The following is a 22923-nucleotide window of genomic DNA, read 5'->3' as shown; positions in this document are numbered from 1 at the left end:
TTTTTTTCATCTAGTAGAAGTAACTCCAGGATCACGTTATACATAATGACAGGCGACAAAATGGCCGCCACCCGCGTCATGATAATCAGGTATTTTCTCAGCACATAGATCAGTCGCCATCGGACAACGAGTCCGAAATTTACAACCTGACGGTGGATTGATTGGACTTGGAATATCCCCTTTTAAAATAATCCGCTCGCGCTTTGCGGTTGGGTCAGGAATTGGAACAGCAGATAAAAGCGCTTTTGTATAGGGGTGCATAGGATTTTTGAATAGCTCTTCTTTAGAGGCTTGTTCCACAATATTCCCTAAATACATAATCGCAATTTTTGTACACAGATGTTCAACCACGCTTAGATCATGAGAAATAAACAAATAGGATAATCCATTTTCTCGCTGCAGGTCACTAAATAAATTAATAATCTGGGCTTGAATGGAAACGTCCAGAGCGGCGACAGGTTCATCCATCACAATAAACTCTGGATTTAATGCCATCGCACGGGCAATGACAATCCGCTGGCGCTGTCCCCCAGAAAATTCATGGGGGTAGCGGTCAATATGGAAGGGTGAGAGTCCGCACTTTTCCATCACCTCTAATACCCGCTCACGGACCTCCTGTTTAGAAACAAGACCGTGTTCGACCATGGCTTCGCCAATGGCGTCACCAACCCGAATCCTTGGATTTAATGAACTAAATGGATCCTGAAACACTAATTGTGTCTCCACACGCAGATGACGAAGTTCCTTCTTGGATAAGGAAAAAACATCCTTACCCTTATATTTCACTTCTCCATCTGTTTTATCATGAAGACGGAGAATTGTTTTACCAATCGTTGACTTACCACTCCCAGATTCTCCAACAAGTCCGAACACTTCTCCTTTTTCAATCGTAAAGCTAACACCATCAACGGCCTTTACAGCGTCACCGAATTTTTTAAACATACCTTTTGAGGAAGAATAGTATTTTTTCAGGTCTGTTACTTCTAATAAAGTTTCGCTCATCGATTTTCACCTTCCTCATATAACCAGCAGGCTGCCTTTTGCCCATTAGCCATGGTGGTTAATGCTGGCTGCTTCATCCGGCAGATATCCATCGCATGCTCACAGCGATCAGCAAAGTAACAAGCCTCTTGCAGGTCGACTAAATTAGGGACCTGCCCAGCAATCGTATAAAGCCGATCCTTCCGCTCACCAATAACCGGTTTAGCCTTTAACAATCCTTTCGTGTACGGATGCTGTGGATTTGCAAAAAGCTCAAGGACAGGCCCTTCTTCCACTACTTTTCCGGCATACATGACAACCACATAATCAGCCATCTCGGCTACCACGCCAAGATCGTGGGTAATTAACAGGATCGACGTGTTAAATTCCTGTTTAATCTCACGCAACATATCTAAAATTTGCGCCTGGATGGTTACGTCAAGTGCGGTCGTGGGTTCATCTGCAATAATAAGCTTCGGATTACAGCTAAGGGCAATCGCAATCATAATCCGCTGTAGCATGCCACCGCTCAATTCATGTGGATAGAGATTGACGATTTTTTCGGCATTTGGAATACCTAGCATCGTGATCAATGCCATCGCTTTTTTATAAGCATCCTTTTTGCTTAGAAGTAAATGTTCCTGTAAAGGCTCAATCATTTGCTCTCCAATGGTGAACACAGGATTGAGACTCGTCATTGGCTCCTGAAAAATCATCCCAATTTCATTGCCTCTTAAGCGACGAATATCCTTTTTCGATAAACGCAGTAGGTCTTGACCGGCAAAGTGAATTTCCCCCGCTTCGACCTTTCCATTTTCCGGAATCAGCTGCATCAGTGATAAAGCCGTTATACTTTTCCCACAGCCTGATTCGCCCACAATACAAACCGTTTCACCTTCACGGATGGCAAAACTGACGTCATTTACTGCTTTAACGACGCCGTTTTCCGTATAAAAATGTGTTTGCAAATGGTTGACTTCCAACAGCATCTCATTCATATGTTATCCCTACCTTCTCATTTTCGGATCAAGTGCGTCCCTAAGTCCATCCCCGAGTAAATTAATGGAAACAACGGTTAAAAATATAGCGGTTCCTGGAGGAATCCAAAGCCATGGCCGTTTCCGAAAATCCATAAAGTTATTGGCGGCATCCATCATATTTCCCCATGACGGTGTTGGCGGAACCACTCCAAGCCCAAGGAAGCTGAGAGCCGACTCACTCAAAATAGATCCCGCTACATTTAAAGTCGCCACCACCAAAAGAAGTGGAACCGTGTTTGGTATTAAATGATGTAAGATTTTACGACGATCACTGAGACCAAGGACTTCTGTTGCCAGCATGAACGGCTGTTCTTTTAACGATAATATTTGCCCTCTAACTAACCGTGCTAGGCCGGGCCAACCGACAAAACTAAGCATAATCATAATAATATAAAGACGATATTCAGCAGGCACTTTCCACTCGGATAATATAGCCCCCATTATCAACAGCAATGGCAATCCAGGAATCGACATCAAAATATCAGCAAGGCGCATAATCACCATATCCACTACACCACGATAAAATCCTGCAATTGCTCCTAACAACGAACCAATTATGATCGATAAAAACATGGCAGCAATCCCGATTGTTAACGATATTTGGCCCGCCATCATTAATCTAGTTAGGACATCGCGACCATAATTATCTGTTCCCAGCCAGTGGGCCGCACTTGGCGCTTGGTTCATATCTGCTATGTTTGTTCGATCAAGGATATACGGGGAAAAGTGCGGTCCGACAAAACTCAATAAAAACATAAAAAGCAGAAAGAACAAGCTAATCATCGCTAATTTATTCTTATTTAACCGTCGATAGGTTTGCTTCCATAACGAGGGTGATTTTACCATCGTCTTGTTCTTTTGCTTATTGACAGTGGTATTTTGTATTTCCATACTACTTCCCTCCCTATTTCAATCTAATGCGGGGATCAACAGCCGCATAAATAACATCCGCTAAAAAGTTCCCGATAATCGTTAAACACGATAAAAACATCGTAAAGGCCATTAAGACAGGGTAGTCACGGAAACTGACTGATTCTAGCTGAATTCTTCCCACACCAGGCCAATTAAAAATTTGTTCCATTATAATCGCCCCAGAAAAGAGACCCGGCAATTCAAATGCAAGCAGAGTAATCGCTGGCAGCATGGCATTCTTCAAGGCATGTTTAAAAATAACAACCCGTTCTTTCAACCCTTTGGCCCGAGCGGTTCGAATATAATCTTGCCGGATCACTTCCAGCATGCCAGTTCGGAAGTAGCGCGTTAAGGATCCAATGCTCAGCAAGGTTAAAATAATCACTGGTAGTATCATATGTTTTCCTACCTCGAACAGATAGGCAAGCCCCGTACTATCACTACCTGTATCGATCATCCCGCCGATGGGGAGAATTTGAAGATCAACGCCAAACCACTTAATAAATAGCAAACTAATGAAAAACGATGGAAAAGACATGGCTGCAAACACAAAAAAGGTGACAAAGCCATCAAACCACGAGTACTGCTTAATAGCTGAGAAAACACCTGTCACTAAGGCAATCGACCAGGTTAACAACAGGGCAAAGATGGCCACAAAAAAGGAATTCCACACATACTTATTTAGTAGCGAGGTGACCTTTTCCTGATGCTTGAGTGAGTAGCCAAAATCACCATGCAGGGCATTCCCAAGCCAGGAAAAATATCGTTCTAGCACGGGCTTATCTAAGCCATACAGTGCCTTTAATTCCTGCGCCCTTTGTGGGGTCAGATTGATATTAGAGTCAATGTAATCGCCAGGAAGCATGGCAAACAAGAAGAAAATGATAAATGATGTCCCGAATAAAATGACGATCATTTGCAAAAAGCGTTGTAACACATACTGTTTCATTTATTCTCCTCCTTAGCAGAAAAAGTACCTAGCAGTATTCGCTAGGCACTTTATGGTTACTTTTTAATCGAAATATTTGGCAAGCTAGCGCTGATGCCTGTATAGTTGTCAGGATTTAATCCTTGAATTTGCCCACTGATCGCTCGTGCACTTTGACGATAATGAATTAAAATAACCGGTGGATTTTCATTTAATTCCTTATATAGATCGTGGTAGATGCCTTTACGTTTTTCAATATCCAATGTACTTAAGCCCTTTTGAATTAACTCATCCACCTTTGGATTTGAATAACCCGCAGCGTTATTCGGGTTACCTGTTGCAAATTCTTCGACAGGATCACTTGGATCTAAAATTTGCGAGGTTGATACCGAAGCTAGGTCATAATCCTTGTCGTTTAGCTTAGCCACTAACGCATTAAAGTCCATGATTTCAGGCTCAAACTTAATGCCGATATCTTCATAGTTTTCTTTAGCAATTGGAATGATTGGATCGTCTGCAGCCCTCGTTAAATAGCGAACAACAAATGGTTTACCATCCTTTTCACGAATCCCATCCTTGCCGACCTTCCAACCTGCTTGATCAAGTAATTCTTTTGCTTTCTTGGCATTAAATTCGTATTTATTTATACCTTCTTCATTATAAGCCCAGGAAACTTTAGAAACTGGAACGTTGGCTACTTCACCGTAGCCTTTAAATTTCACATCTACAATTTTTTGACGATCCAAGCCATAAATTAACGCTTGGCGCACATTCTTACCCTTGAACTGTGGACGAGTATTGTTGACATAAATAAAGCCAAAGTCATTCACTGGTCCAACTTGAATATTCGCGAAGCCTAAGCTTTTTAATTGTTCAACGGTATCATCGTCTGCAGAGAAGCCTGCATAATCAAGTTCCCCTGTTTCAAACAATTGAAGAGATGTAGTAGTGTCGATTACTTTAAAGATTAAATTTTTCGTTTTTGGCTTACCTGCATAATAGTTTTCATTTGCTACATAGCGAATTTCTTGATCCGGTACATATTTAACAAATTTATAGGGACCTGCACCCACTGGTTTTGGATAAAGCTCTTTTAAATAATCAAGTTTGCCATATTGATACTCTTTTCCATAATAGGCCTTTGATAATACTTGACCGCCTAGAAGGAGCAACGATTTGGCATTTACTTTTTCCGTTGTAATTTCAATCGTCTCTTTATCGATGACTTTGATGCCTTCAATTGTTTTTGCTTTTCCCTCTTTATAATCCTTCCCGCCTTTAATGGCCGCAAGGGAAATATCTTGATATCCTGCATAGGCTGGATCATGGAGCAGGGTCAAGGTAAACGCTACATCATCTGCGGTTAACGGCGATCCATCACTGAACTTCAAGCCTTTACGCAAGTGGAATGTGTATGTAAGCTGATCATCTGATACATCCCATTTTTCAGCAAGAATTCCAACTGGCTTCCCTTCTTCATCTAGGTTTACTAATGGCGCGAACATTGGGTCTGTTGCATTTCCATCCCAACCATTTTCATAAAAATACGGTAAGAACACTCCACCTGGTGCTGAAATTCCAGCAATAAACATATCTTTTCTAGCTTTTGCTTTATCTGGCAGTGCCGAAAGATCCGTTGCTTTATACTCTTTAACCTCTGCACTCGTACTTTGCTTGGTGGCCTTCGATGCCGATGAAGATGATTCTTGTTGACTTGAACTATCCAATGCACAAGCAGATAGAATCATAGAAAGGGCCATCACACTTACAAAACCTTTTAAACTCTTTTTCACCTTATTCACCCCTGTTTACTTGGTTATAAATCTTAAAAATCATCAATCATACTTGTCTATATACTTTAAAAAGGCTTTACTGAAGTAGGCCTATTTTAAAACCCGACAAATCCGATTGGTTTTATATACAAATAAAAGATTACTCATTGCAAACAGAATTGTCAATCAGTATTTGGAAAAAACATTTAAAAAATTTCAAAATTAATTGAAGCGGTATTTTTCCCTATTTCTTTTGACCTAATAAAAATAGCACACTATTAAAGTGTACTATTTTTATGAAATATTATTATTCTACAAAAACAAACCTAGATTGTTGGCCTTGTTTTGTCCCTTTTGTGTTTCCTTCTTTTTAATGAAAGGAGCTAAAATGGCTCTTTGATGTTGTACTTTCGGAGTATGGTTTCTATTTTCATTCCCTTACCAATGTCTCCCTTTGCCTTAACTTTCCCTGTTAATAACGCTACAGCACCACTTTGTTTTCCTAACAAGAATTTTTTGAAGTTATCATATGATATGGCCATTGTTACATCTGGAGTAGTTTGCACTCCTTCTTTGATCGTTAACTTGCCATCCTGAAAATAATGCTGGTAGGTCCCTGTTTCCTCACCGTGAACATCATATTGAACAATTGCATTAAATCCTTTCATTGGTTCAGGATTTTCATTAAAAATTTCTTCAATTCTTTCCATAAGGTCTGGTAACGAATAATCTTTAATTGCCTTTGTCATCTGTATTCCCTCCTTGTATGGAACAACCATGGATTCCTACTCATTCCATGATACTAATATCTATTCAGATTATACAATGAAAATTTTCTGAACTTTTTTATTCCTTGGCCGATGGCTCCAAAATTTAGTCATAAAAAAATAAACAGCTCTAGTTCGGCTGTTTATTCGAAGTAACAGTTCCTAATGACCGATGTACCTCGCTTCTGGGATTAACGCTTTCCACTCTTGATAAGAAATAATCGTATCCCAGTGACCGGTGATTTTCGCAATTCCGATAACAACGAAGAAAAGGATAAAGAAACCTACAGGCACAAACCATTTATTTACCTTCTTCCTTGCCACAGTCATGTTGAGGGTGTCCTTAATCGGGCAGGCTTCGACACAGGACATACAGGCTGAACAATTGAGTGAATTGACGGTTTCTACCTTATGAACTTTTAATCGTTGTGGACAGACTTTCGTACACATTTCACAGTTTGTACATGTCTCTTCATTTCGTTTTATTTTAGTAATTCTAAAAATAGAACCCAAACCAATCAATGCCCCATAAGGGCAAAGAAAACGGCACCAGAAGTTTCGAAAGAATAATGACAGTATGAAAATAACGATAATAAATTTCAATGTAAATCCGCCAATGTTTGTAAATAACAACAGCATTTTAACATCTGAAACCTTATTATAAGGATCCTCTAAAAAGCTTTTTGCGCTAAAGATATCCATTTGAATGACCATCCCAATAAAAAACAGCAACAAAATATACTTTATCGGGGTTAACAACCAACCGAGCCATTGGGGAATCTCAAAATTCCTTCGAAATATCTTCCTGCCAAGCCAACCAATCAGCTCGCCCCCTGTTCCAACAGGACATATCCAACTACAGAATGATTTTCGGAAAATAAGACCGACCCCAACAAAGAACGACAATAACACTAGACCGGCTGGATGGATGACATCAAAATCGCCACTCGTCAACCAGACCTTTAATGCCACAAGGGCACTGATCGGCAAAAATCCTTCAACGGCAGACGGACGCTCAACAAAGGGTGTTTGACCGTTTGTTTCAAAATGCTGATAAAATTGATAAAATTGCAAGCCTACATATAATAAAAACAACAGAAAAGTAGCCTGAACGACATATCTTGTGATTTGCACAGGCTTGCGTTTCAACTGCTTTTTATACCAAGCGATTGACTTCATACGGCTTCCTCCATTCTTTCATTAACTTAACTATAAGTAACAAAAAAATGGGGGTAAGTGATTTAAATCATCGTATAAGGGAATGTCATAAAGCTGTCACTTCGCCTTCTTAAATTTGTCAAAAAAAAGAAAAGCGCAAGGCGCCCGGAGCTGACCATTCTCAAAGTCAAAATTTATACTTATCTTAAAAAAACATGCCAGTGGATCAATTGGGTCCACTGGCATGTTTTTACTTTTCTACTGCAAACACGATGTTATTCTGCTTTCTCGCTTCTTCGGTAATACGCAGAACGATTTTGCTCCACTCTTTTAGACGTTCATATTCCTGATTATTTTCATCGGCAATGATCTTTGCAATATTGATACATTCATAGATCATGTTTTGTTCCTCTAAGTCCACACCGATGGTTTGTCTTTCCTTTGTATGGCTATCCATAAAGGTAATATCTGAAATAGGGGCTGCATCTCCAAGTAAAAAGGTCCCCTTCTCTCCATGAATTTCACAAGGAAGAATGGAATCAACAATTTTTGAACAAAGAATGGTACAAACAAATCCATCATAATCCAATAGTAATGTACCACTACCGTCTACGCCGCTGCTTAATATTACCGGGTGATAGGATACTTTTTTCGGCTCGCCAAATAAGCCGACGGCAACATATAGTGGATAAACTCCTAAATCTACTAACGCTCCTCCAGAGAATTTTGCAGAGAAGATATTCGGTTCTTCCCCTTGCAGAAATTGATCATAACGGGATGAATACTTCATATAAGGGAGAACAGCACTTCTGAGCTTCCCAGCCATAGGTAACTTTTCCTTTAGAATATGGAAATTCGGCGCATGAATATTGCGGATTGCTTCAAATAAATAAACGCCATTCTCCTCTGCTGTCTGGTAGGCCATTTCTAATTCAGCTGTATTAGAAAAAATAGGCTTTTCACAGATAACATGCTTTTTATTTTTCAAAAAAGTTAAAGCCTGTTCATAATGAACTGAATTCGGTGAAGCAATATACACAACCTCGATTTCTTCACTTTTCGCCATTTCCTCAATATCTGTAAAATAATGTGTTGATTCATATTGATCGGCAAGCTGTTTTGCCTTTTCTTCGGTTCGTGAATATACCCCAACTAAATTATATTGCTTGCTAAGAGATGCAGCTTGAATAAAGGATTCTGTGATCCATCCTGTACCGACTGTTGCTAAATTAATCATTTCCCAACCTCTTTCCTTTTTATCTATTCAAAATATCATTGTAGCCTTTTTATATTCGACTTTCAAAAATTACCCTTTAAAATTTTCATATAAAGTATTGTTTTGTACATGAATTGTTGGGAACAATGGAAAAATATCAGCATTTATGTTATTTATAATAGTAGAAGGAAGAAGAAAGAGGTTGAAAATGGTGGACAATTCAAATTTTATTAAAGATATTATGATAAGTGATTTAGAATCAGGCAAACATCAAAAAATCGTTACTCGTTTCCCACCAGAGCCAAACGGTTATTTACATATTGGTCATGCAAAATCCATTATTATTAACTTTGGTTTGGCGGATGACTTTAACGGGAAAACCAATTTACGCTTTGATGATACGAACCCAGTAAAGGAAGATATCGAGTTTGTCAATTCGATTAAAGAAGATGTAAAGTGGCTTGGTTTCGAATGGGATGACCTGTTTTTTGCCTCCGATTATTTCGAGGAAATGTACAATCGAGCTGTTCTCTTAATCGAAAAGGGACTTGCCTATGTGGATGACCTCTCAGCCGATGAAATCCGCGAATATCGTGGTACATTAAAAGAGCCTGGTAAAAATAGCCCTTACCGTGATCGCTCCGTTGAAGAAAATCTCGATTTATTTAAACGGATGCGTGCTGGTGAATTCGGTAATGGTGAAAAAGTGCTGCGGGCAAAAATTGATATGAGTTCTCCTAATATCAATTTACGCGATCCTGTCATTTACCGGATCTCCCACGCTACCCACCATAACACCGGCGATAAATGGTGCATTTATCCTATGTATGCCTTTGCTCATCCACTAGAAGATGCCATCGAAGGGGTAACTCACTCCATCTGTACGGTTGAATTTGAGGATCAACGTCCTCTCTATAATTGGGTTGTCGCGCAATGTGAAATGGAGAGCACACCACAGCAAATCGAATTTGGCCGCTTAAATGTGACCAATACCGTGATGAGTAAGCGAAAGCTCAAGCAATTAGTAGAAGAAGGGTTTGTCGATGGCTGGGACGATCCACGCATGCCAACTCTTTCTGGAATGAGAAGAAAGGGATACACTCCAGAATCGATCCGTGCGTTTGTCCGTGAAACAGGGGTTCACAAAGGCTCTGGTGCCGTTGATTCGCAAATGCTTGAACACTATGTACGTGAGGATTTGAAGCTTAAGGCACCACGGACAATGGGTGTACTTAACCCATTGAAAGTCGTCATTACCAATTACCCTGAAGGGCAAATTGAATTGCTTGATGCAGAAATTAATCCAGAAAATCCAGAAATGGGCATGCGAAAAATTCCGTTTTCACGTGAAATCTATATTGAGAAAGACGATTTCATGGAAAATCCACCAAAGAAATATTTCCGTCTCTTCCCAGGTAATGAAGTCCGCTTAAAGCATGCATATTTCATTAAATGTGAGGAAGTTATTAAGGATGCTGATGGAGAAGTGGTCGAGCTTCGCTGCACATACGATCCAGCAACAAAGAGTGGCACAGGCTTTACTGGCAGAAAGGTAAAAGGAACGTTACATTGGGTCGAAGCAACTCATTCGGTTCCAGCAGAATTCCGCCTCTATGAGCCGCTTATTTTGGATGAAACAGAGGAAGCAAGTGAAGAAGGAACCACCTTCCTTGATCATGTCAATCCGAATTCATTGGAAGTACTTCAAGGATTTGTTGAACCGAATATGCGAGAAAGCCGCCCACAGGAGAAATTCCAATTTTTTAGACACGGCTATTTCAACGTCGATCCTAAAGCCACCACAGTAGACAAACTAGTCTTTAACCGAATTGTATCGTTAAAGAGTTCGTTTAAACTTTAAAAGAAAAGAACCAGGACAATCCCGTCCTGGTTCTTTTCATCATTCACATTTAGGTAGAGGTACTTCTAATATAATTTTCGTCCCTTCACCAGGCGAAGAAAGGATAAATAGTTCACCGCCGACAGCGCGGGCGCGCTCATCCATACTAAACATACCAACACCGAGTGTTTGTATCTCCCGGTCAAATCCTCTTCCTTTATCCTCCACCAATACCCTGACGATATCGTCCAGTTCTCTTACCGCTACGGTAGCATCTGAAACATCTGCGTACTTTCGAATATTGGTTAATGCCTCTTGAATAATCCGATAAATCGTCAATTCAATACTGATTGGCAGACGGTCCTTTAACACGCAATCAAAATATACATCAATATTATAATGATCAGAATACCGAGAAAGAAAAGAGCGAATGGCTGGGACTAAGCCAAGGTCATCAAGGACAGAAGGACGGAGTTCCCAAGAGATCTCACGGATTTCTTCAATCAGTTGTGTCGCTTCTTCCTGCATCTGCTGCAGCAATGGATGATCTACCTCTGACATGAGGCGATTAATCGTAATTAAATGGCTATAGAGATTTTGCCCAATTCCATCATGTAGATTCCGAGACAAGCGTTTTCGTTCCTCTTCCTGGACGTCAATGATGTTGGTCATCATTTTTTGTAATTCTTGTTCAACCCGTTTTCTCTCAGTAATTTCATAACGAATGGCTAAATATTGATAGGGCTTCCCTTTTTCATTTAAAAAAGGAACAATGGTCGTATCCGTCCAGTAGAAGGACCCGTCTTTCGCTCGATTGCGAATCTCCCCTTTCCATACCTTTCCATTTCCGATTGTTCTCCACATGTCTTTAAAAAACGATTTGGAATGATAGCGTGAGTTCACAATCCGATGATCATTGCCAATCAGTTCTTCTCGAGTATATTTCGAGATCAGACAAAATTGTTCATTCACATATGTAATCATGCCCCGTGAATCAGTAATCGCTACGATTGATGATTCATCAAGGGCGAATTTGTAATCGATTAATTCATTTCTTGTTTGCTGAATATCCTTCAACATGTCCATCCCCCTGATTTAAAGAACGATATATTCCTTTAATATCTCTTCCAAGGATTGAGCTGCTTCCATTGCCACCTGCTGATGGAATTCACTAAACGTATGGGCCTCTCGTTTACCAACTAACAAGACTCCTTTTGGCACATCATTAAAAAATAGTGGAACGGCATAGCAGGAAACGAGCTTTTCTGCCAGAGCGATCGGATAATCCGTCACCTTTCCCCAAATATCATGAGGAAAATGGCTCATCATCATCGGGCTTCCACTTGAAATGATTTTTCCTGCAATTCCTTTTCCGAACCGAACCGTTATTCTTTTGTACTTATCATTCAAATTGCCGGAAGCATAATGCCATCTCACATCTGGGCCAATTTCATTTTGAATGGCAAGCCCCACGAAGTCACAGTGAACCTGGCCCTTTAGCTGGTCACATATTTCGATCACCTGTTGGAGTTCCCTGATTTCTGTCATTTTAGGTCATTCTCCTTATATCCCATAACCCAATAACCCCTTTTTAACTGCATACTCCACCAGCTCCGGCCGGGTTTTCATTTGCAACTTTTCCATCAAGTTTCCTTTATGTGTTTCAACCGTCTTTACACTAATGACTAGCTGCTCCGCAATTTCCTTATTCGAATATCCTTTGGCAATCAGGGTGAGGACTTCCTGTTCCCGGTCAGATAACAGATGATAAGTGTCATTCCCATCGTGTTTAACACCAGCCAAATATTCCTCCATTAAGCGCTTCTGTGCGGCTGGATGAAGATAGGCATCCCCTTTTGCAACCGATTCGATGGCTGACATTAATTCAGCATGGGGTGCACTCTTTAAAATACATCCAGATGCACCACCTTGAATCGCTCGGAAAAGATATTCCTCGTCATCATGCATGGTGAGGATCAAAATGTTGATCTCTGGTTTTAATTTCTTTAATTCAATCGTTGCCGACAATCCATCTTTTCCATGCGGCATACTTAAGTCCATCACGACGACATCAGGCTGCAGCTTTAAGGCTTTCTTAATTCCTTCATTTCCTTCCGAGGCTTCGCCGACAACTTCGATTTCAGGATTTGTATTTAGCAGCATTTTTAAGCCACTTCTAACGACAGCATGATCATCAACTAATAGAATTTTTATCACTGATAAACTCTCCTTTATATCTATAAGGGTAGAGATAACTCAACAGACGTTCCTTCTCCTATTTTAGAGGAAATTGTGTATTGTCCGCCAGTTAGAAGCATTCTTTCTTTCATAGCTGCTAGACCAGAAGAATTGTACTGGCCGGTAAGTTCTTCTACTTTAAATCCTTTACCGAAATCATCTATGGTAATCGTTAATTCTTCTTCACTCCAGATAAACTTGATTTTCACTTTTGAGGTATCTGCATATTTTGCAATATTCGTAAGTGCTTCCTGACAAACCCGGAAAACGGCGATATTATTGCGCTCTGATACCTCCTTTTCAATCCCAGTTGATTCGATATCAACGAGTATACCAAAGGTAGAAGTATATAACTTACTGTAGCTTTTCATCGCTGCCAGCAGCCCAAATGTTGTTAACGCTGGAGGATGTAATTCAACAGAAAGGTATCGGATTTCTTGGATAGTCTTTTCAATTAGTTGTTCCATTCCGCGGACATACTTTTTCATAGACTGTTCACCTATGCCTGATTCAACAAATTGTAATCCTGTTAAGATACTATATAGATTTTGGCCAACTCCCTCATGCAGCTCTGAGGCAATCCGTTTGATTTCCTCTTCCTGTGTATCAATAATATACGAGCTGATCAGTTGCTCTGCCTTTAAGCCATCCATGATTCTCCCTCCAATCTATAGTGAATGTTAAAAAAAGGCCAGGGTGATTAAATATCCTGGACCTTTTTTACTGTATAAACTAAGCCGCTTTCCTGGTCAAATGCAGACCACTGTTCATCATTTCGATTAACACTGCTAGTGAGTGGAACGGCAAGAAAATAAATATCATCAAAATAAAAACGGATATGTGTCCCATCCGGACAGTACTGAATTTTTTTTATAGATTTCTTTACAGCAGGTGGTTGATCTCCACCTTCGTCATCATGGATCGAAATGACTACTGGGATGCCGACAAACTGTTTCACATCTTCTAATTTAATGAGTTCCACAGCTAGTACATCCTCTCTTGACCGGATAGATAAACATCTTGTAGCCCTGCAAATACTCCCAAAACTTATCCCCCGCTGTTTCTTCAAGATATTGGATGGTCTCATCCTCAGAATTCCAATTGCTCATCCCTTTGATTTCAGCAACCACCATTTCGACGCCTTCCATTGTTTTTTCTTCCAAAAACCAATTCAACCGTTTCTTTGCAAAGGTTTGTTTCAATAATTCATTAATTTCGTTAGCGAAGCCACCTAATTCCGGACGTACGAAACAAAAATCAATATATGTCTCACTAGTCATGGACATTCACACCTTTTTTATAAATAAGGAAGGCGACTGGGAATAGTATAACATTGATGACAGCCGCAATAATCGTATTTGTATAATGTTCATAAAAATATTGATGCACCATATATTGTGTAAAAATAAGGTTCAACATCAACACGGCAAGTAGGAAGGCGACAGGTAAATAACTACGCTTCATAGCGTTTCACCCCCACGGCATAGACGGCGCCATTTTCAACCTTCACATGAATTTCAGGGAGTGGACGTCTTGGCGGTCCCGCGATCGGTTCACCTGTGTTTACATCAAATTTCCCGTGATGACATGGACAGAGCATTTCCCCTTCATCCTTTTTCCAAAACACAGGGCAACGTAAATGAGTACAGGCATTTTGATAGGCAACATATTTTTTCTCTGAAAGGCGGATTAAGATCGCACTATCATGTTCCCCTGGGAAAGCGAAGTCAACCGCGTCCCCGATTGGCAAGGACTTTTCATCGGTGATTTTATGCTTCGGATATTTTTTATCCCCGAGCCCATTCAATTCCTTTGCCGCCAACACTCCCCATGGAAGGGAAGATACCGCAAACACTCCTGCAGCACCTACCAATGTTTTCATGAAACCACGACGGTCAAGTTTTCTTTCATTATTTCGGTTTATATTATGTGTATAGTTATCTTCATTGAACGGGATTTTATTATTTTTATCTGTCATGAATAATCCCTCCTAAAACAGTTTAGTAACACCCTGCAAGATTCCAGGGAGATTCACTTTAACATTCGTTTCGCCTTCTAAATAAGGCATACTTGTTACCCATTTACCATTATCAAGATTAAATTGCTTTTGTTTCGCTTCAATTTCTTCATCTGTTAACCACTGCAACGTATTGGAAGGACAGACACTTGCGCACATTGGCGGGATACCATCCTTTGTCCGATCAATACATAGATCACATTTATACATTAGATTTTGCTCTGTATCAAACTTCGGTATACCATACGGACAAGCAATCGTACAGTTTTGACAGCCAATACACTTTTCCACAAGTGCCGAAAGAACAGCACCTGTTTCATGAATTTGAATGGCTTGAGCCGGACAGCTTCTCGCACATGCAGGATTCACACAGTGTAGGCACATCAGAGGCATCGTTTGACGGTTGACAAGTGGATTCACGTCATAAACATAGTTACGATTGCGTTCCTCATGTCCTCCACACTGTGTGCAGGCAGCCAAACACGAACGGCATCCTATACAGTTTTCAAGTTCTAAATACAGCCTCTTTTTCATTTACTGCACCTTCTTTAGTTTCAGTTTTTCAATCTGCGCGGCACACGCTTTAAATTCAGGCATTCGTGACATTGGATCTAGCGCCGGTATCGTTAATAGATTAATAGATTGGTCGTGACCGAAGTGGTACGGTACAAACACCGTATCTTTACGGATCGCTTCAGTAATTTTCACTTTATATTCAGCTTCTCCCCTGCGGGTATACAAGCGGACATGTTCTTCATGTTCAATGTTATATTTGGCAGCCGTTTCCGGATGGACCTCGACATACGGTTCCGGACACATATCGCGCAAAAATTGAATCCGGCGCGTTTGGTTACCAGATAAATAATGATAGACTACACGACCTGTTGTGAGACGTAATGGATACTCCTCGTTCGGTTCTTCTGCTGGTGGTCGGTATGGCAAGGCACAAATCTTTGCACGACCATCTGGATGATAGAATTTTTTATCTAAAAACATATGCGGTGTTCCAGGATCATTTTCATCCTTACAAGGCCAGAAAACACCGTCTTGTTTGTCAATCTTATCCCATGTTGCACCATAGTAATCGGCGTAGCCGCCCTTAGACGCTAAACGGAATTCATCGGCTACATCTTTAGCCGTTTTTAAATGGGAGAAGTACTTACCTCTACCCAAGTATTCAGCAAGTTCGGCCTGTATTTGCCAATCTGGTTTTGATTCTCCTATTGGTTCTTGTGCTTTATTGATTTTAATGATCCGACCTTCTAGGTTGGTTACGGTCCCTTCGTCCTCAGACCAAGTAACCGTTGGAAGAATCACATCCGCAAATTCCGCTGACTCGGAAAGATAAAAATCAGCACATACCATGAAATCTAAGCCTTTCATTGCCTTACGAACAAAGTTCAAGTTTGGCGCTGAAACTGCAGGGTTGGAGCAAAGTAAGTACAATCCGCGGATTGTTTTTTGTTCCATTAATTCAAACATTTCATAGGCAGATACACCTGGCTGCGGCATTTCTTCCGGGGTAATTCCCCATACTTTACATACTTCTTCCACATGCTTTGGATTGGTAATTTTGCGATAGCCAGGCAGCAAGTCAGATTTTTGACCATGCTCACGCCCCCCTTGACCATTTCCTTGGCCCGTAAACGTTGCTACTCCTGCTTTCGGACGGCCAATTTTTCCTGTTACTAACGCCATATTCGTATAACCAGAAACGTTATCAACGCCTTTATGCTGCTGCTCGATTCCACGTGCAAACATCACAATCGCATTTGGTGCTTTTCCGTATATTTCAGCGGCACGGATAATTTTTTCTGGAGCAACCCCAGTTAGTTCACTTGTATATTCTGGTGTAAATTCTTTCACGAGCTCTTTTGTTTCTTCAAAGCCATTTGTATGGTTGTTAACAAATTCTTCATCTGCGTAACCGTTTTGGATCAGCAGATTTAAGATTCCGTTAGCCAGTGCAAGGTCTGTTCCTGGTCTTAAATCCAAGTGAACATCTGCTCTTCTAGCAATTGGCGTTTCCCTTGGATCGGCAACAATTAAGTAGCCGCCGCGTTCTTGTACAGCCCAAACGCGGAACATTGAAGTAGGATGACATTCAGCTGTATTACTTCCCGCAATGAATAAGCAATCTGTTTCATGAACATCGGTCCAAGGTAAGGTTGAACCACGGTCCACTCCGAATGAGCGAAGGAAGCCACCTGCTGCACTCGACATACAGAAACGACCGTTATAATCGATATAGCGCGTTTGCATGCCCACTCTAGCAAACTTGCCTGTTAAATAACACTTTTCGTTGGTCATCGATACGCCACTGAACACGGATAGGGTGTCTTTACCGTATTTACTTTGTAGCTCAGCAAACTTTTTCGCAATTAAGCGGTAGGCTTCATCCCATGTTGCTTCACGAAAGCCCTCTTTCGTGCCTTTTAGCGAAGCATCATCACGGATTAATGGTTTTAAGATCCGATCGTCATGGTTTGTTTGTTGGTAAGCTGTAACTCCTTTAGGACACATTTTTCCTAGTGTTACTGGCCAGTCATAACGGGGTTCGACCCCAATAATTTTATTTGTTTTTGTATTAACTCGTAAATTCATTCCACATTGCATACCACAATAGCTGCAGTGTGTTTTCACAAGAGTTTCATTGGGATGGCGTACATTTTCGACTTCTTTGAAAAATCCATCTCTAGGGTTCCGAAAATTATCCTTTGGCATTCTGGTTTGCCTCCTTGACCTTCACTTGATGTGTTGCGAATCCTGAAAATCTTGATATGCGATATTTTCTTCGGCATGGCAGACATAGCTCAGCTAAATTAAAGCCATCCTGCATATTGAAGTCAATTTCATTGGCGCCCAAGACTTGAATGACATCGCTTGATTGTTCAACTGAAACAAAATGATCACCACATACCTTACATTCCTTCATCTGTTGCTCGCCATAATGTTCACGGTAGTTTCTTGCAAATACGCTCACTGGGCGGAACGGAATGTGTGCAAGCTTACCAAACGGTAGATAAATAAGCGTGACAATAACGGAAAATTGATGAATTAACGACATTTGCGGCTGCATCCAGCCATGTAGGACTATGTTTTGGAAAGTTAATAGTAATCCAGTTATTGAAATAAATAATAGTAAGTATAATGGTAAAAAGTCGTACATAAATTTTTGTTCTGCTCGGGCCTGCATATTTTTCAGGCGGCGGTTTAATGCCATAACGACGCCGGCTGTCACCATGATGGCGGCAATGTTCAAGGCATTATAGGATAACCAAGCAATAATCCCTTCCGCTTTCACATGCATGACATTCATTCCAAAGAGGACAATTGTATAATATCCATTGTCTTCCATCGTAAAATACATCCAGCTGAATACCAGTGGAAAGGTAACCAGGCAGGCGAGCACACAGCCCCAGCCAATTAAAATATGCTGAATCCAACGGTAAATCCCACGATTGCGGATGAAATCGTATATGGCTAAATGATTGACAGCTGTTTTCGGTGTGCTTTTTCGAAAAAGAAGCTTCAGACCTTTTTTAATAAAAATTTTGGTTGGTGGTCTTTCTCCCCAGGCAATAAAGCGGTAGAAAAATCCTCCGATAAAGACAATCGTTCCTACCATATATCCATAAAGATTTAAATCGACATGCGTGAACATTCTTGTGCCGATAAACGTTAAAATGAACAGTCCAACAACTGTTAAAAACATGGATTTTGCAAAATGAGAAGCAAACGCATCATTGATTGAGCGTTCCTTTTTTTTAGTCGTAGCGATAGTTGACTGCATGTTTTCGTCCTCCTTAAAAAAATAACACATCCGTTTTTCTTACTCTTATTGTAAGAAAAATAGATGTGTCATCTATATAGGGGAACTCCCCTATCATCGGGGGGAAAAACCCTTAGAAATATTATTTTAGACAAATTATTGTCACAAATCGAAAAGCTGAAGCGCTAAGTAGTGCTGGATTTTTTCCTCCATGAGTATAACAACAAGGATAGTCCTACTATTATTTGCAATGAGAATAGCATTGCATCCCAAAAAGGGAGGGTGGCCGCTCCTTCTGAAAAACCCGGAATAATCTTTTTCCAGGCAAACAATAATTGTGGAAGATAAAAGAAGAAATATAGGCTAATCGTTAACGCGACCCCGATAAAATAAAAGATGGAATAGATGAATACAGTCTTTCTTTCACCCGTAAAAATTACCTCTTCTGAGGATTGTGCCTTTCGGAACGGGAGTCTTTTTCTAATCATATCCTGGGCATTTTCCATCAGGTTATAACAGCCAGATGTATTTTCAAAGACGTAATATAAGTCCGTTTTCATATAAATACAGCATTGGTACACTATGCGAATAAATGTGTCTAGGATAATGATATTCAAGATACTAAGAAAAACCCCTGATCCATTGGCAAACATCAGCTGACCCAATAAAGCAAGCGAAAGGATGACTGTATCAAAACAAAGACCTGCTAGATACAGCACGTTACGATCGGTCGAAGGCAGTTTCCATACTGCAGACATATCCGTCTCAAGGACAACAAGGAATAAGCGATGACCTATTTCTAATCTAGTCGGAAGGTTTTTTGCCCTCATTGCTAACACATGGCCAAATTCATGAAATAACACTAAACAAAAGGTTAACAAGATCCATACTGGGATGTTCAACATCATGTAATCAGAAATAAACAAATCTTTATAATGGGGAAATAATCCGGGCTTGGTGATGAAAAGGTAGATAATCATAACTAATAAAGCAGCATAAACAAGGTATGATCCTTTGTTAAAGAAGAATTTGCCGATCTGTGGGGAAATCCACAAATAACCTAAACTCTCCCCTTTATTCTCCTTACGATCTATTATGACGCCATCCATTTCCACGACAAGTTTCAGCTCTGATAATTGCTTGGCAAAATCGATCAGATCAATTTCTTCGTTTGGGTATTTTGCTTTAAGCTGTTGCTCTATTTCACCTAATGGCAAATCAGTTTGAATCAATTCAATGGCATCAATACAAACCACAGGCATTTCAAAAAAGTCGCCTGTGGTTTGATCTTCTACAATGTAATTCTTTTTGTCTTTTCGAATAGCGAGTGGAACCAACAACAGTCTTGAATCAAGTGTAAGGCTCATTTTAACACCCTTTTAGTTTGGGATTTTCTAATAAAGAAGGATGCTAGCATATAAGCTAACATCCCACCAATTATTCCTTTAATCCTATCCAAGGACACCACCAGCAAGTTGTCTTAATTTTTTTTAATTTACGAATTTTCATACCTTTACCTCCTTATAATTTTCCCACTTAGTCCATGGATAATCTCTATGAAATTTGACCCATACATGGAAAACCTTTTTAAACTCTTCCACTAACGAAGGATCAAATTGGGAACCAGCACCATCTAAAATACGTCTATATGCCTCATCAACAGATAAGGCTGCTCGATAGGAGCGCGATGATGTCATAGCATCAAAGGCATCAGCAATCGCTGTAACTCTAGCAAGTAAAGGAATATTTTCACCTTTCAGTTGATCCGGATATCCTTTTCCGTCCCACCGTTCATGATGAGAACGAATAACGCTAATACCTTCCTTTATTTCCTGTACATCCTTTACTGCTTCTTCACCAACTACTGGATGTGATTTAATAATTTCAAATTCTTCCGTTGTGAGCTTACCAGGTTTCATTAATATTGAATCAGGGATATGAACCTTCCCAATATCATGTAATAAACAAGCATGATAAAATGACTTTTGTTCCTCTTTTGAGAATCTACCGATTTCTTGTACCAATAATAAAGCATACTTCGCCACTCGTTCACTATGGCCTCTTGTATAAGGGTCTTTTAGTTCAAGTGTAGCAATGACTCCTTTTACAATACCCTCTAACTGTTTATCATAAGACAAACTTAATGCTCCAACATAGCCTAAAAAACGAGTTAAGATGAAAAATGACATAATTGATACAACTATAATTAAAATGATCGGCATAATAACATAAGATGTTTGCAAAACAATTCCAGTAATGAGATATTTTATAATTTCTCCTAAAGTAACTATCCAAAAATATTTTTTATCCAAGAATAGTGGCAATGATAATATTAAAAATATTTCTACCATATTCCCGCTAGTATATGGTTCTTCACTCCCAAAATAAGTAAAAATATCAACAATGAAAACTGTTATTAAATAGCTAATAAAAAACACATATTTTATCAATGCATGCCTATTTAACCTATTTAAATTATAGGTCACTGGTATTAATATCATCAATACAATATAGTTCAAATACCAATAATTGCTAGGTAATCCTATTTTTCTATCAGTTATAAGTCCTGGTGCTACGAAATAGTAAAAGCAATCATATCCAAGCATAATAATATAGAAAAATAGTAAAAACCATTTAATAGTTCGCTTCTCTTCAAGAAGTATCATATAGACCTCCAGGTGCCTAATATCGATTAAAAATTAACCGACATTTTTCATAAAATAAGTAATTTTTTTACAAAATCTATTAAATATCCTTGTTCTTCTACATTATATCTCATACAGAAACCCCACGAAACACTTTATTATCTGGAATTTTGTATAAATATTAAACTAGCTACCACTAACATTTTTCTGTAAAACCGGTAGAATTACATGAATCCTTGTACCTTTTCCAATTTCACTTTCAATTTCTAGCTTTCCATTATGATCTTTAATAATTTGACTTGTTACCATCAAGCCAAGGCCTGTTCCTTCTTTTTTAGTAGTGAAAAATGGTTCACCTACATTTAGAATGTGTTCCTCAGCAATTCCGCAACCTTCATCCTTAATCGAAATACTCATTTGTTTCTCTTCATTTATATATACATGAACTTTTATTTTCCCTCCATCTTGCATCGACTCAATAGCATTTTTGATTAAATTAAGAAACACTTGCTTTAACTGTTTACTATCACACTCAAGTGGTGGTAATGGTCCTGCTAAAGTGGTTTCAATCATTATTCCCTGACCTTCAGCCATTTGCTGAGTAATGGATAGGGTATATGCAATAATTTCTTCAATACTAGCTTTTTCAAATAGGATTGCCTTTGGTTTTCCAATATACATCAAATCATCTACTATAGAATTAATTCGGTCAATTTCCTGAATCATAATAGGATAATAATCATTTGTATTCAGATATCGTTCTTGTTGTAATTGGGTAAAACCTTTTAGTGATGCCAAAGGATTCCGGATTTCATGACCAATCGCTGTAGCCATTTGTCCTATAATAGCTAACTTCTCTTTTTTTCGGAGTTCGTCATTGACACGCATTAAAGAGCTTATATAAGAGTAAAAACGCGTTAATATTATATATGCAATTAGTGATAAGATTAAATAAGTTAAAGCTGGAACTAATGCAAAAGTATCCTGTAAAATTAATCCAAATAATAGATCCTTACTAACTAGCCCGATTGAAACCATCCAAAAATATTTTTTATTTACAAAAATCGGAGAAAATAAAATAAATAAAACCTCGACAATGTTCCCTGATGTAAAGTGTTTATCCGTCCCTAAATACCTAATTAAATTATCAATTAAATCAATAAATAGGTAGCTAATCAGGTAAATATACTTAACGATGTAAACATTTTTCTTTTTAGTAAAATAAATGGATACTGTTAAAACTAAGAGAAAAACAATATAGTATGATATACCAAATCCATCCCTAGAAAAATCAATTTCCCCTCGTGAAATGAAAGGCATAATATAATAATAGAAAATCTCCCAAGAAAAAAAGATAATATTGAACAACCACAAAAATAACTTTATCGCTTTTTTCTCTTCATATATTAATTTCGGACTTTTACTACTTTCCTTCATATCGTCTAACTCCCTTGACTTTCTTATTACACAAAATACTCTGAAAAAATATACGATCACTTTACCTACTATATTACCATTTCCCTCCGAAAAAATGACATAAAATATGAAAAAACTACTCAATTCGACGCAATTCGATAAATCTCACAAAAAAAAACAGAAAGGACTCACCGTGTAAGTCCCTTCTGTAAACTAACCTA

General features: G+C 39.2%; 23 protein-coding genes. 1 reads left to right on the top strand and 22 read right to left on the bottom strand.

The annotated features are described in order from the left end of the window. Nucleotides 1-36: 36 nt before the first annotated feature. The 8 genes from TY15_RS02375 to TY15_RS02340 all read right to left on the bottom strand — a co-directional run bounded on the left by TY15_RS02375 (nucleotide 37) and on the right by TY15_RS02340 (nucleotide 8792). Nucleotides 37-1002, bottom strand: coding sequence for an ABC transporter ATP-binding protein (locus TY15_RS02375; RefSeq protein WP_040206190.1), 966 nt, complete (start codon nucleotides 1000-1002; stop codon nucleotides 37-39). After that, nucleotides 999-1979, bottom strand: a complete 981-nt coding sequence (locus tag TY15_RS02370; protein ID WP_040206189.1) for an ABC transporter ATP-binding protein — start codon at nucleotides 1977-1979, stop codon at nucleotides 999-1001. The genes TY15_RS02375 and TY15_RS02370 overlap by 4 nt, the downstream gene beginning before the upstream one ends. A gap of 9 nt (nucleotides 1980-1988) precedes the next feature. Further along, nucleotides 1989-2867 carry an oligopeptide ABC transporter permease gene (gene opp4C, locus TY15_RS02365; RefSeq protein ID WP_392391344.1) on the bottom strand — a complete coding sequence of 293 codons (879 nt, stop codon included), beginning with the start codon at nucleotides 2865-2867 and terminating at the stop codon, nucleotides 1989-1991. Nucleotides 2868-2925: 58 nt separating this feature from the next. Then, nucleotides 2926-3882, bottom strand: a complete 957-nt coding sequence (locus tag TY15_RS02360) for an ABC transporter permease (RefSeq protein WP_040206187.1) — start codon at nucleotides 3880-3882, stop codon at nucleotides 2926-2928. A gap of 56 nt (nucleotides 3883-3938) precedes the next feature. Next, the gene (locus tag TY15_RS02355; RefSeq protein ID WP_392391342.1) at nucleotides 3939-5654 is read right to left on the bottom strand and encodes an ABC transporter substrate-binding protein; all 1716 of its coding nucleotides are present in this window, start codon (nucleotides 5652-5654) and stop codon (nucleotides 3939-3941) included. 362 nt (nucleotides 5655-6016) lie between these two features. Continuing rightward, on the bottom strand, nucleotides 6017-6382 hold the full coding sequence (locus tag TY15_RS02350) for an SCP2 sterol-binding domain-containing protein (RefSeq protein ID WP_040206184.1): 366 nt from the start codon (nucleotides 6380-6382) through the stop codon (nucleotides 6017-6019). A gap of 180 nt (nucleotides 6383-6562) precedes the next feature. After that, on the bottom strand, nucleotides 6563-7579 hold the full coding sequence (locus TY15_RS02345; RefSeq protein WP_040206182.1) for a 4Fe-4S binding protein: 1017 nt from the start codon (nucleotides 7577-7579) through the stop codon (nucleotides 6563-6565). Nucleotides 7580-7808: 229 nt separating this feature from the next. Continuing rightward, entirely contained in the window at nucleotides 7809-8792 is a 984-nt protein-coding gene (locus TY15_RS02340) for a Gfo/Idh/MocA family protein (RefSeq protein WP_052353684.1), read from the bottom strand. A gap of 190 nt (nucleotides 8793-8982) precedes the next feature. On the opposite strand from TY15_RS02340, the gene TY15_RS02335 reads away from it, so the two are divergent. Next, on the top strand, nucleotides 8983-10635 hold the full coding sequence (locus TY15_RS02335) for a glutamine--tRNA ligase/YqeY domain fusion protein (RefSeq protein ID WP_040206179.1): 1653 nt from the start codon (nucleotides 8983-8985) through the stop codon (nucleotides 10633-10635). A 39-nt stretch (nucleotides 10636-10674) separates the two neighbouring features. Here the strand turns inward: TY15_RS02335 and TY15_RS02330 are convergent, their stop codons facing one another. The 14 genes from TY15_RS02330 to TY15_RS02265 form a co-directional block, all read right to left on the bottom strand. Next, nucleotides 10675-11694, bottom strand: a complete 1020-nt coding sequence (locus tag TY15_RS02330; protein WP_040206177.1) for a sensor histidine kinase — start codon at nucleotides 11692-11694, stop codon at nucleotides 10675-10677. 15 nt (nucleotides 11695-11709) lie between these two features. Next, nucleotides 11710-12162, bottom strand: coding sequence for a GAF domain-containing protein (locus TY15_RS02325; RefSeq protein WP_040206176.1), 453 nt, complete (start codon nucleotides 12160-12162; stop codon nucleotides 11710-11712). Nucleotides 12163-12177: 15 nt separating this feature from the next. Beyond that, a complete protein-coding gene (locus TY15_RS02320) occupies nucleotides 12178-12831 on the bottom strand; it encodes a response regulator (protein WP_040206175.1) in 654 nt (217 codons plus the stop codon). Nucleotides 12832-12851: 20 nt separating this feature from the next. Next, nucleotides 12852-13505 carry a sensor histidine kinase gene (locus TY15_RS02315; protein WP_040206173.1) on the bottom strand — a complete coding sequence of 218 codons (654 nt, stop codon included), beginning with the start codon at nucleotides 13503-13505 and terminating at the stop codon, nucleotides 12852-12854. 47 nt (nucleotides 13506-13552) lie between these two features. Then, nucleotides 13553-13834 carry a hypothetical protein gene (locus tag TY15_RS02310; protein WP_040206171.1) on the bottom strand — a complete coding sequence of 94 codons (282 nt, stop codon included), beginning with the start codon at nucleotides 13832-13834 and terminating at the stop codon, nucleotides 13553-13555. Further along, complete coding sequence (locus TY15_RS02305; RefSeq protein WP_040206170.1) at nucleotides 13821-14132, bottom strand: hypothetical protein; 312 nt, start codon at nucleotides 14130-14132, stop codon at nucleotides 13821-13823. The genes TY15_RS02310 and TY15_RS02305 overlap by 14 nt, the downstream gene beginning before the upstream one ends. Next, nucleotides 14125-14316 (bottom strand): hypothetical protein, encoded by a 192-nt coding sequence (locus tag TY15_RS02300; protein ID WP_040206168.1) that lies wholly within the window; start codon nucleotides 14314-14316, stop codon nucleotides 14125-14127. The genes TY15_RS02305 and TY15_RS02300 overlap by 8 nt, the downstream gene beginning before the upstream one ends. Next, nucleotides 14306-14830 carry a Rieske (2Fe-2S) protein gene (locus tag TY15_RS02295; protein ID WP_040206166.1) on the bottom strand — a complete coding sequence of 175 codons (525 nt, stop codon included), beginning with the start codon at nucleotides 14828-14830 and terminating at the stop codon, nucleotides 14306-14308. The genes TY15_RS02300 and TY15_RS02295 overlap by 11 nt, the downstream gene beginning before the upstream one ends. A 12-nt stretch (nucleotides 14831-14842) precedes the next feature. Continuing rightward, nucleotides 14843-15403, bottom strand: coding sequence for a 4Fe-4S dicluster domain-containing protein (locus TY15_RS02290; RefSeq protein ID WP_007086371.1), 561 nt, complete (start codon nucleotides 15401-15403; stop codon nucleotides 14843-14845). Further along, entirely contained in the window at nucleotides 15404-17593 is a 2190-nt protein-coding gene (locus TY15_RS02285) for a molybdopterin oxidoreductase family protein (RefSeq protein ID WP_040206162.1), read from the bottom strand. It abuts the gene before it with no gap. Continuing rightward, the gene (locus TY15_RS02280) at nucleotides 17580-18662 is read right to left on the bottom strand and encodes a membrane protein (protein WP_042374003.1); all 1083 of its coding nucleotides are present in this window, start codon (nucleotides 18660-18662) and stop codon (nucleotides 17580-17582) included. Before TY15_RS02280 ends, TY15_RS02285 begins: the two co-directional genes overlap by 14 nt. Before the next feature lie 164 nt (nucleotides 18663-18826). Further along, the gene (locus tag TY15_RS02275) at nucleotides 18827-20008 is read right to left on the bottom strand and encodes a hypothetical protein (protein ID WP_040206161.1); all 1182 of its coding nucleotides are present in this window, start codon (nucleotides 20006-20008) and stop codon (nucleotides 18827-18829) included. Between the two features lie 138 nt (nucleotides 20009-20146). Continuing rightward, the gene (locus TY15_RS02270; RefSeq protein WP_040206160.1) at nucleotides 20147-21307 is read right to left on the bottom strand and encodes an HD-GYP domain-containing protein; all 1161 of its coding nucleotides are present in this window, start codon (nucleotides 21305-21307) and stop codon (nucleotides 20147-20149) included. Between the two features lie 165 nt (nucleotides 21308-21472). Continuing rightward, on the bottom strand, nucleotides 21473-22723 hold the full coding sequence (locus TY15_RS02265; protein ID WP_040206159.1) for an ATP-binding protein: 1251 nt from the start codon (nucleotides 22721-22723) through the stop codon (nucleotides 21473-21475). Nucleotides 22724-22923: the final 200 nt, after the last annotated feature.

Source organism: Neobacillus jeddahensis, from assembly GCF_000612625.1.
GTDB lineage: Bacteria > Bacillota > Bacilli > Bacillales > Cytobacillaceae > Neobacillus > Neobacillus jeddahensis.
The sequence above is the reverse complement of the archived record's forward strand: the minus strand, read 5'-3'. Positions and strand labels throughout refer to the sequence as shown.

Bases quoted from the DNA above. Each gene is read 5' to 3' on its own strand.
- TY15_RS02375 (WP_040206190.1), bottom strand. From the start codon at position 1,002: ATGAGCGAAACTTTATTAGAAGTAACAGACCTGAAAAAATACTATTCT.
- TY15_RS02370 (WP_040206189.1), bottom strand. From the start codon at position 1,979: ATGAATGAGATGCTGTTGGAAGTCAACCATTTGCAAACACATTTTTAT.
- opp4C (WP_392391344.1), bottom strand. From the start codon at position 2,867: ATGGTAAAATCACCCTCGTTATGGAAGCAAACCTATCGACGGTTAAAT.
- TY15_RS02360 (WP_040206187.1), bottom strand. From the start codon at position 3,882: ATGAAACAGTATGTGTTACAACGCTTTTTGCAAATGATCGTCATTTTA.
- TY15_RS02350 (WP_040206184.1), bottom strand. From the start codon at position 6,382: ATGACAAAGGCAATTAAAGATTATTCGTTACCAGACCTTATGGAAAGA.
- TY15_RS02345 (WP_040206182.1), bottom strand. From the start codon at position 7,579: ATGAAGTCAATCGCTTGGTATAAAAAGCAGTTGAAACGCAAGCCTGTG.
- TY15_RS02335 (WP_040206179.1), top strand. From the start codon at position 8,983: ATGGTGGACAATTCAAATTTTATTAAAGATATTATGATAAGTGATTTA.
- TY15_RS02330 (WP_040206177.1), bottom strand. From the start codon at position 11,694: ATGTTGAAGGATATTCAGCAAACAAGAAATGAATTAATCGATTACAAA.
- TY15_RS02325 (WP_040206176.1), bottom strand. From the start codon at position 12,162: ATGACAGAAATCAGGGAACTCCAACAGGTGATCGAAATATGTGACCAG.
- TY15_RS02315 (WP_040206173.1), bottom strand. From the start codon at position 13,505: ATGGATGGCTTAAAGGCAGAGCAACTGATCAGCTCGTATATTATTGAT.
- TY15_RS02305 (WP_040206170.1), bottom strand. From the start codon at position 14,132: ATGACTAGTGAGACATATATTGATTTTTGTTTCGTACGTCCGGAATTA.
- TY15_RS02300 (WP_040206168.1), bottom strand. From the start codon at position 14,316: ATGAAGCGTAGTTATTTACCTGTCGCCTTCCTACTTGCCGTGTTGATG.
- TY15_RS02295 (WP_040206166.1), bottom strand. From the start codon at position 14,830: ATGACAGATAAAAATAATAAAATCCCGTTCAATGAAGATAACTATACA.
- TY15_RS02290 (WP_007086371.1), bottom strand. From the start codon at position 15,403: ATGAAAAAGAGGCTGTATTTAGAACTTGAAAACTGTATAGGATGCCGT.
- TY15_RS02285 (WP_040206162.1), bottom strand. From the start codon at position 17,593: ATGCCAAAGGATAATTTTCGGAACCCTAGAGATGGATTTTTCAAAGAA.
- TY15_RS02280 (WP_042374003.1), bottom strand. From the start codon at position 18,662: ATGCAGTCAACTATCGCTACGACTAAAAAAAAGGAACGCTCAATCAAT.
- TY15_RS02275 (WP_040206161.1), bottom strand. From the start codon at position 20,008: ATGAGCCTTACACTTGATTCAAGACTGTTGTTGGTTCCACTCGCTATT.
- TY15_RS02270 (WP_040206160.1), bottom strand. From the start codon at position 21,307: ATGATACTTCTTGAAGAGAAGCGAACTATTAAATGGTTTTTACTATTT.
- TY15_RS02265 (WP_040206159.1), bottom strand. From the start codon at position 22,723: ATGAAGGAAAGTAGTAAAAGTCCGAAATTAATATATGAAGAGAAAAAA.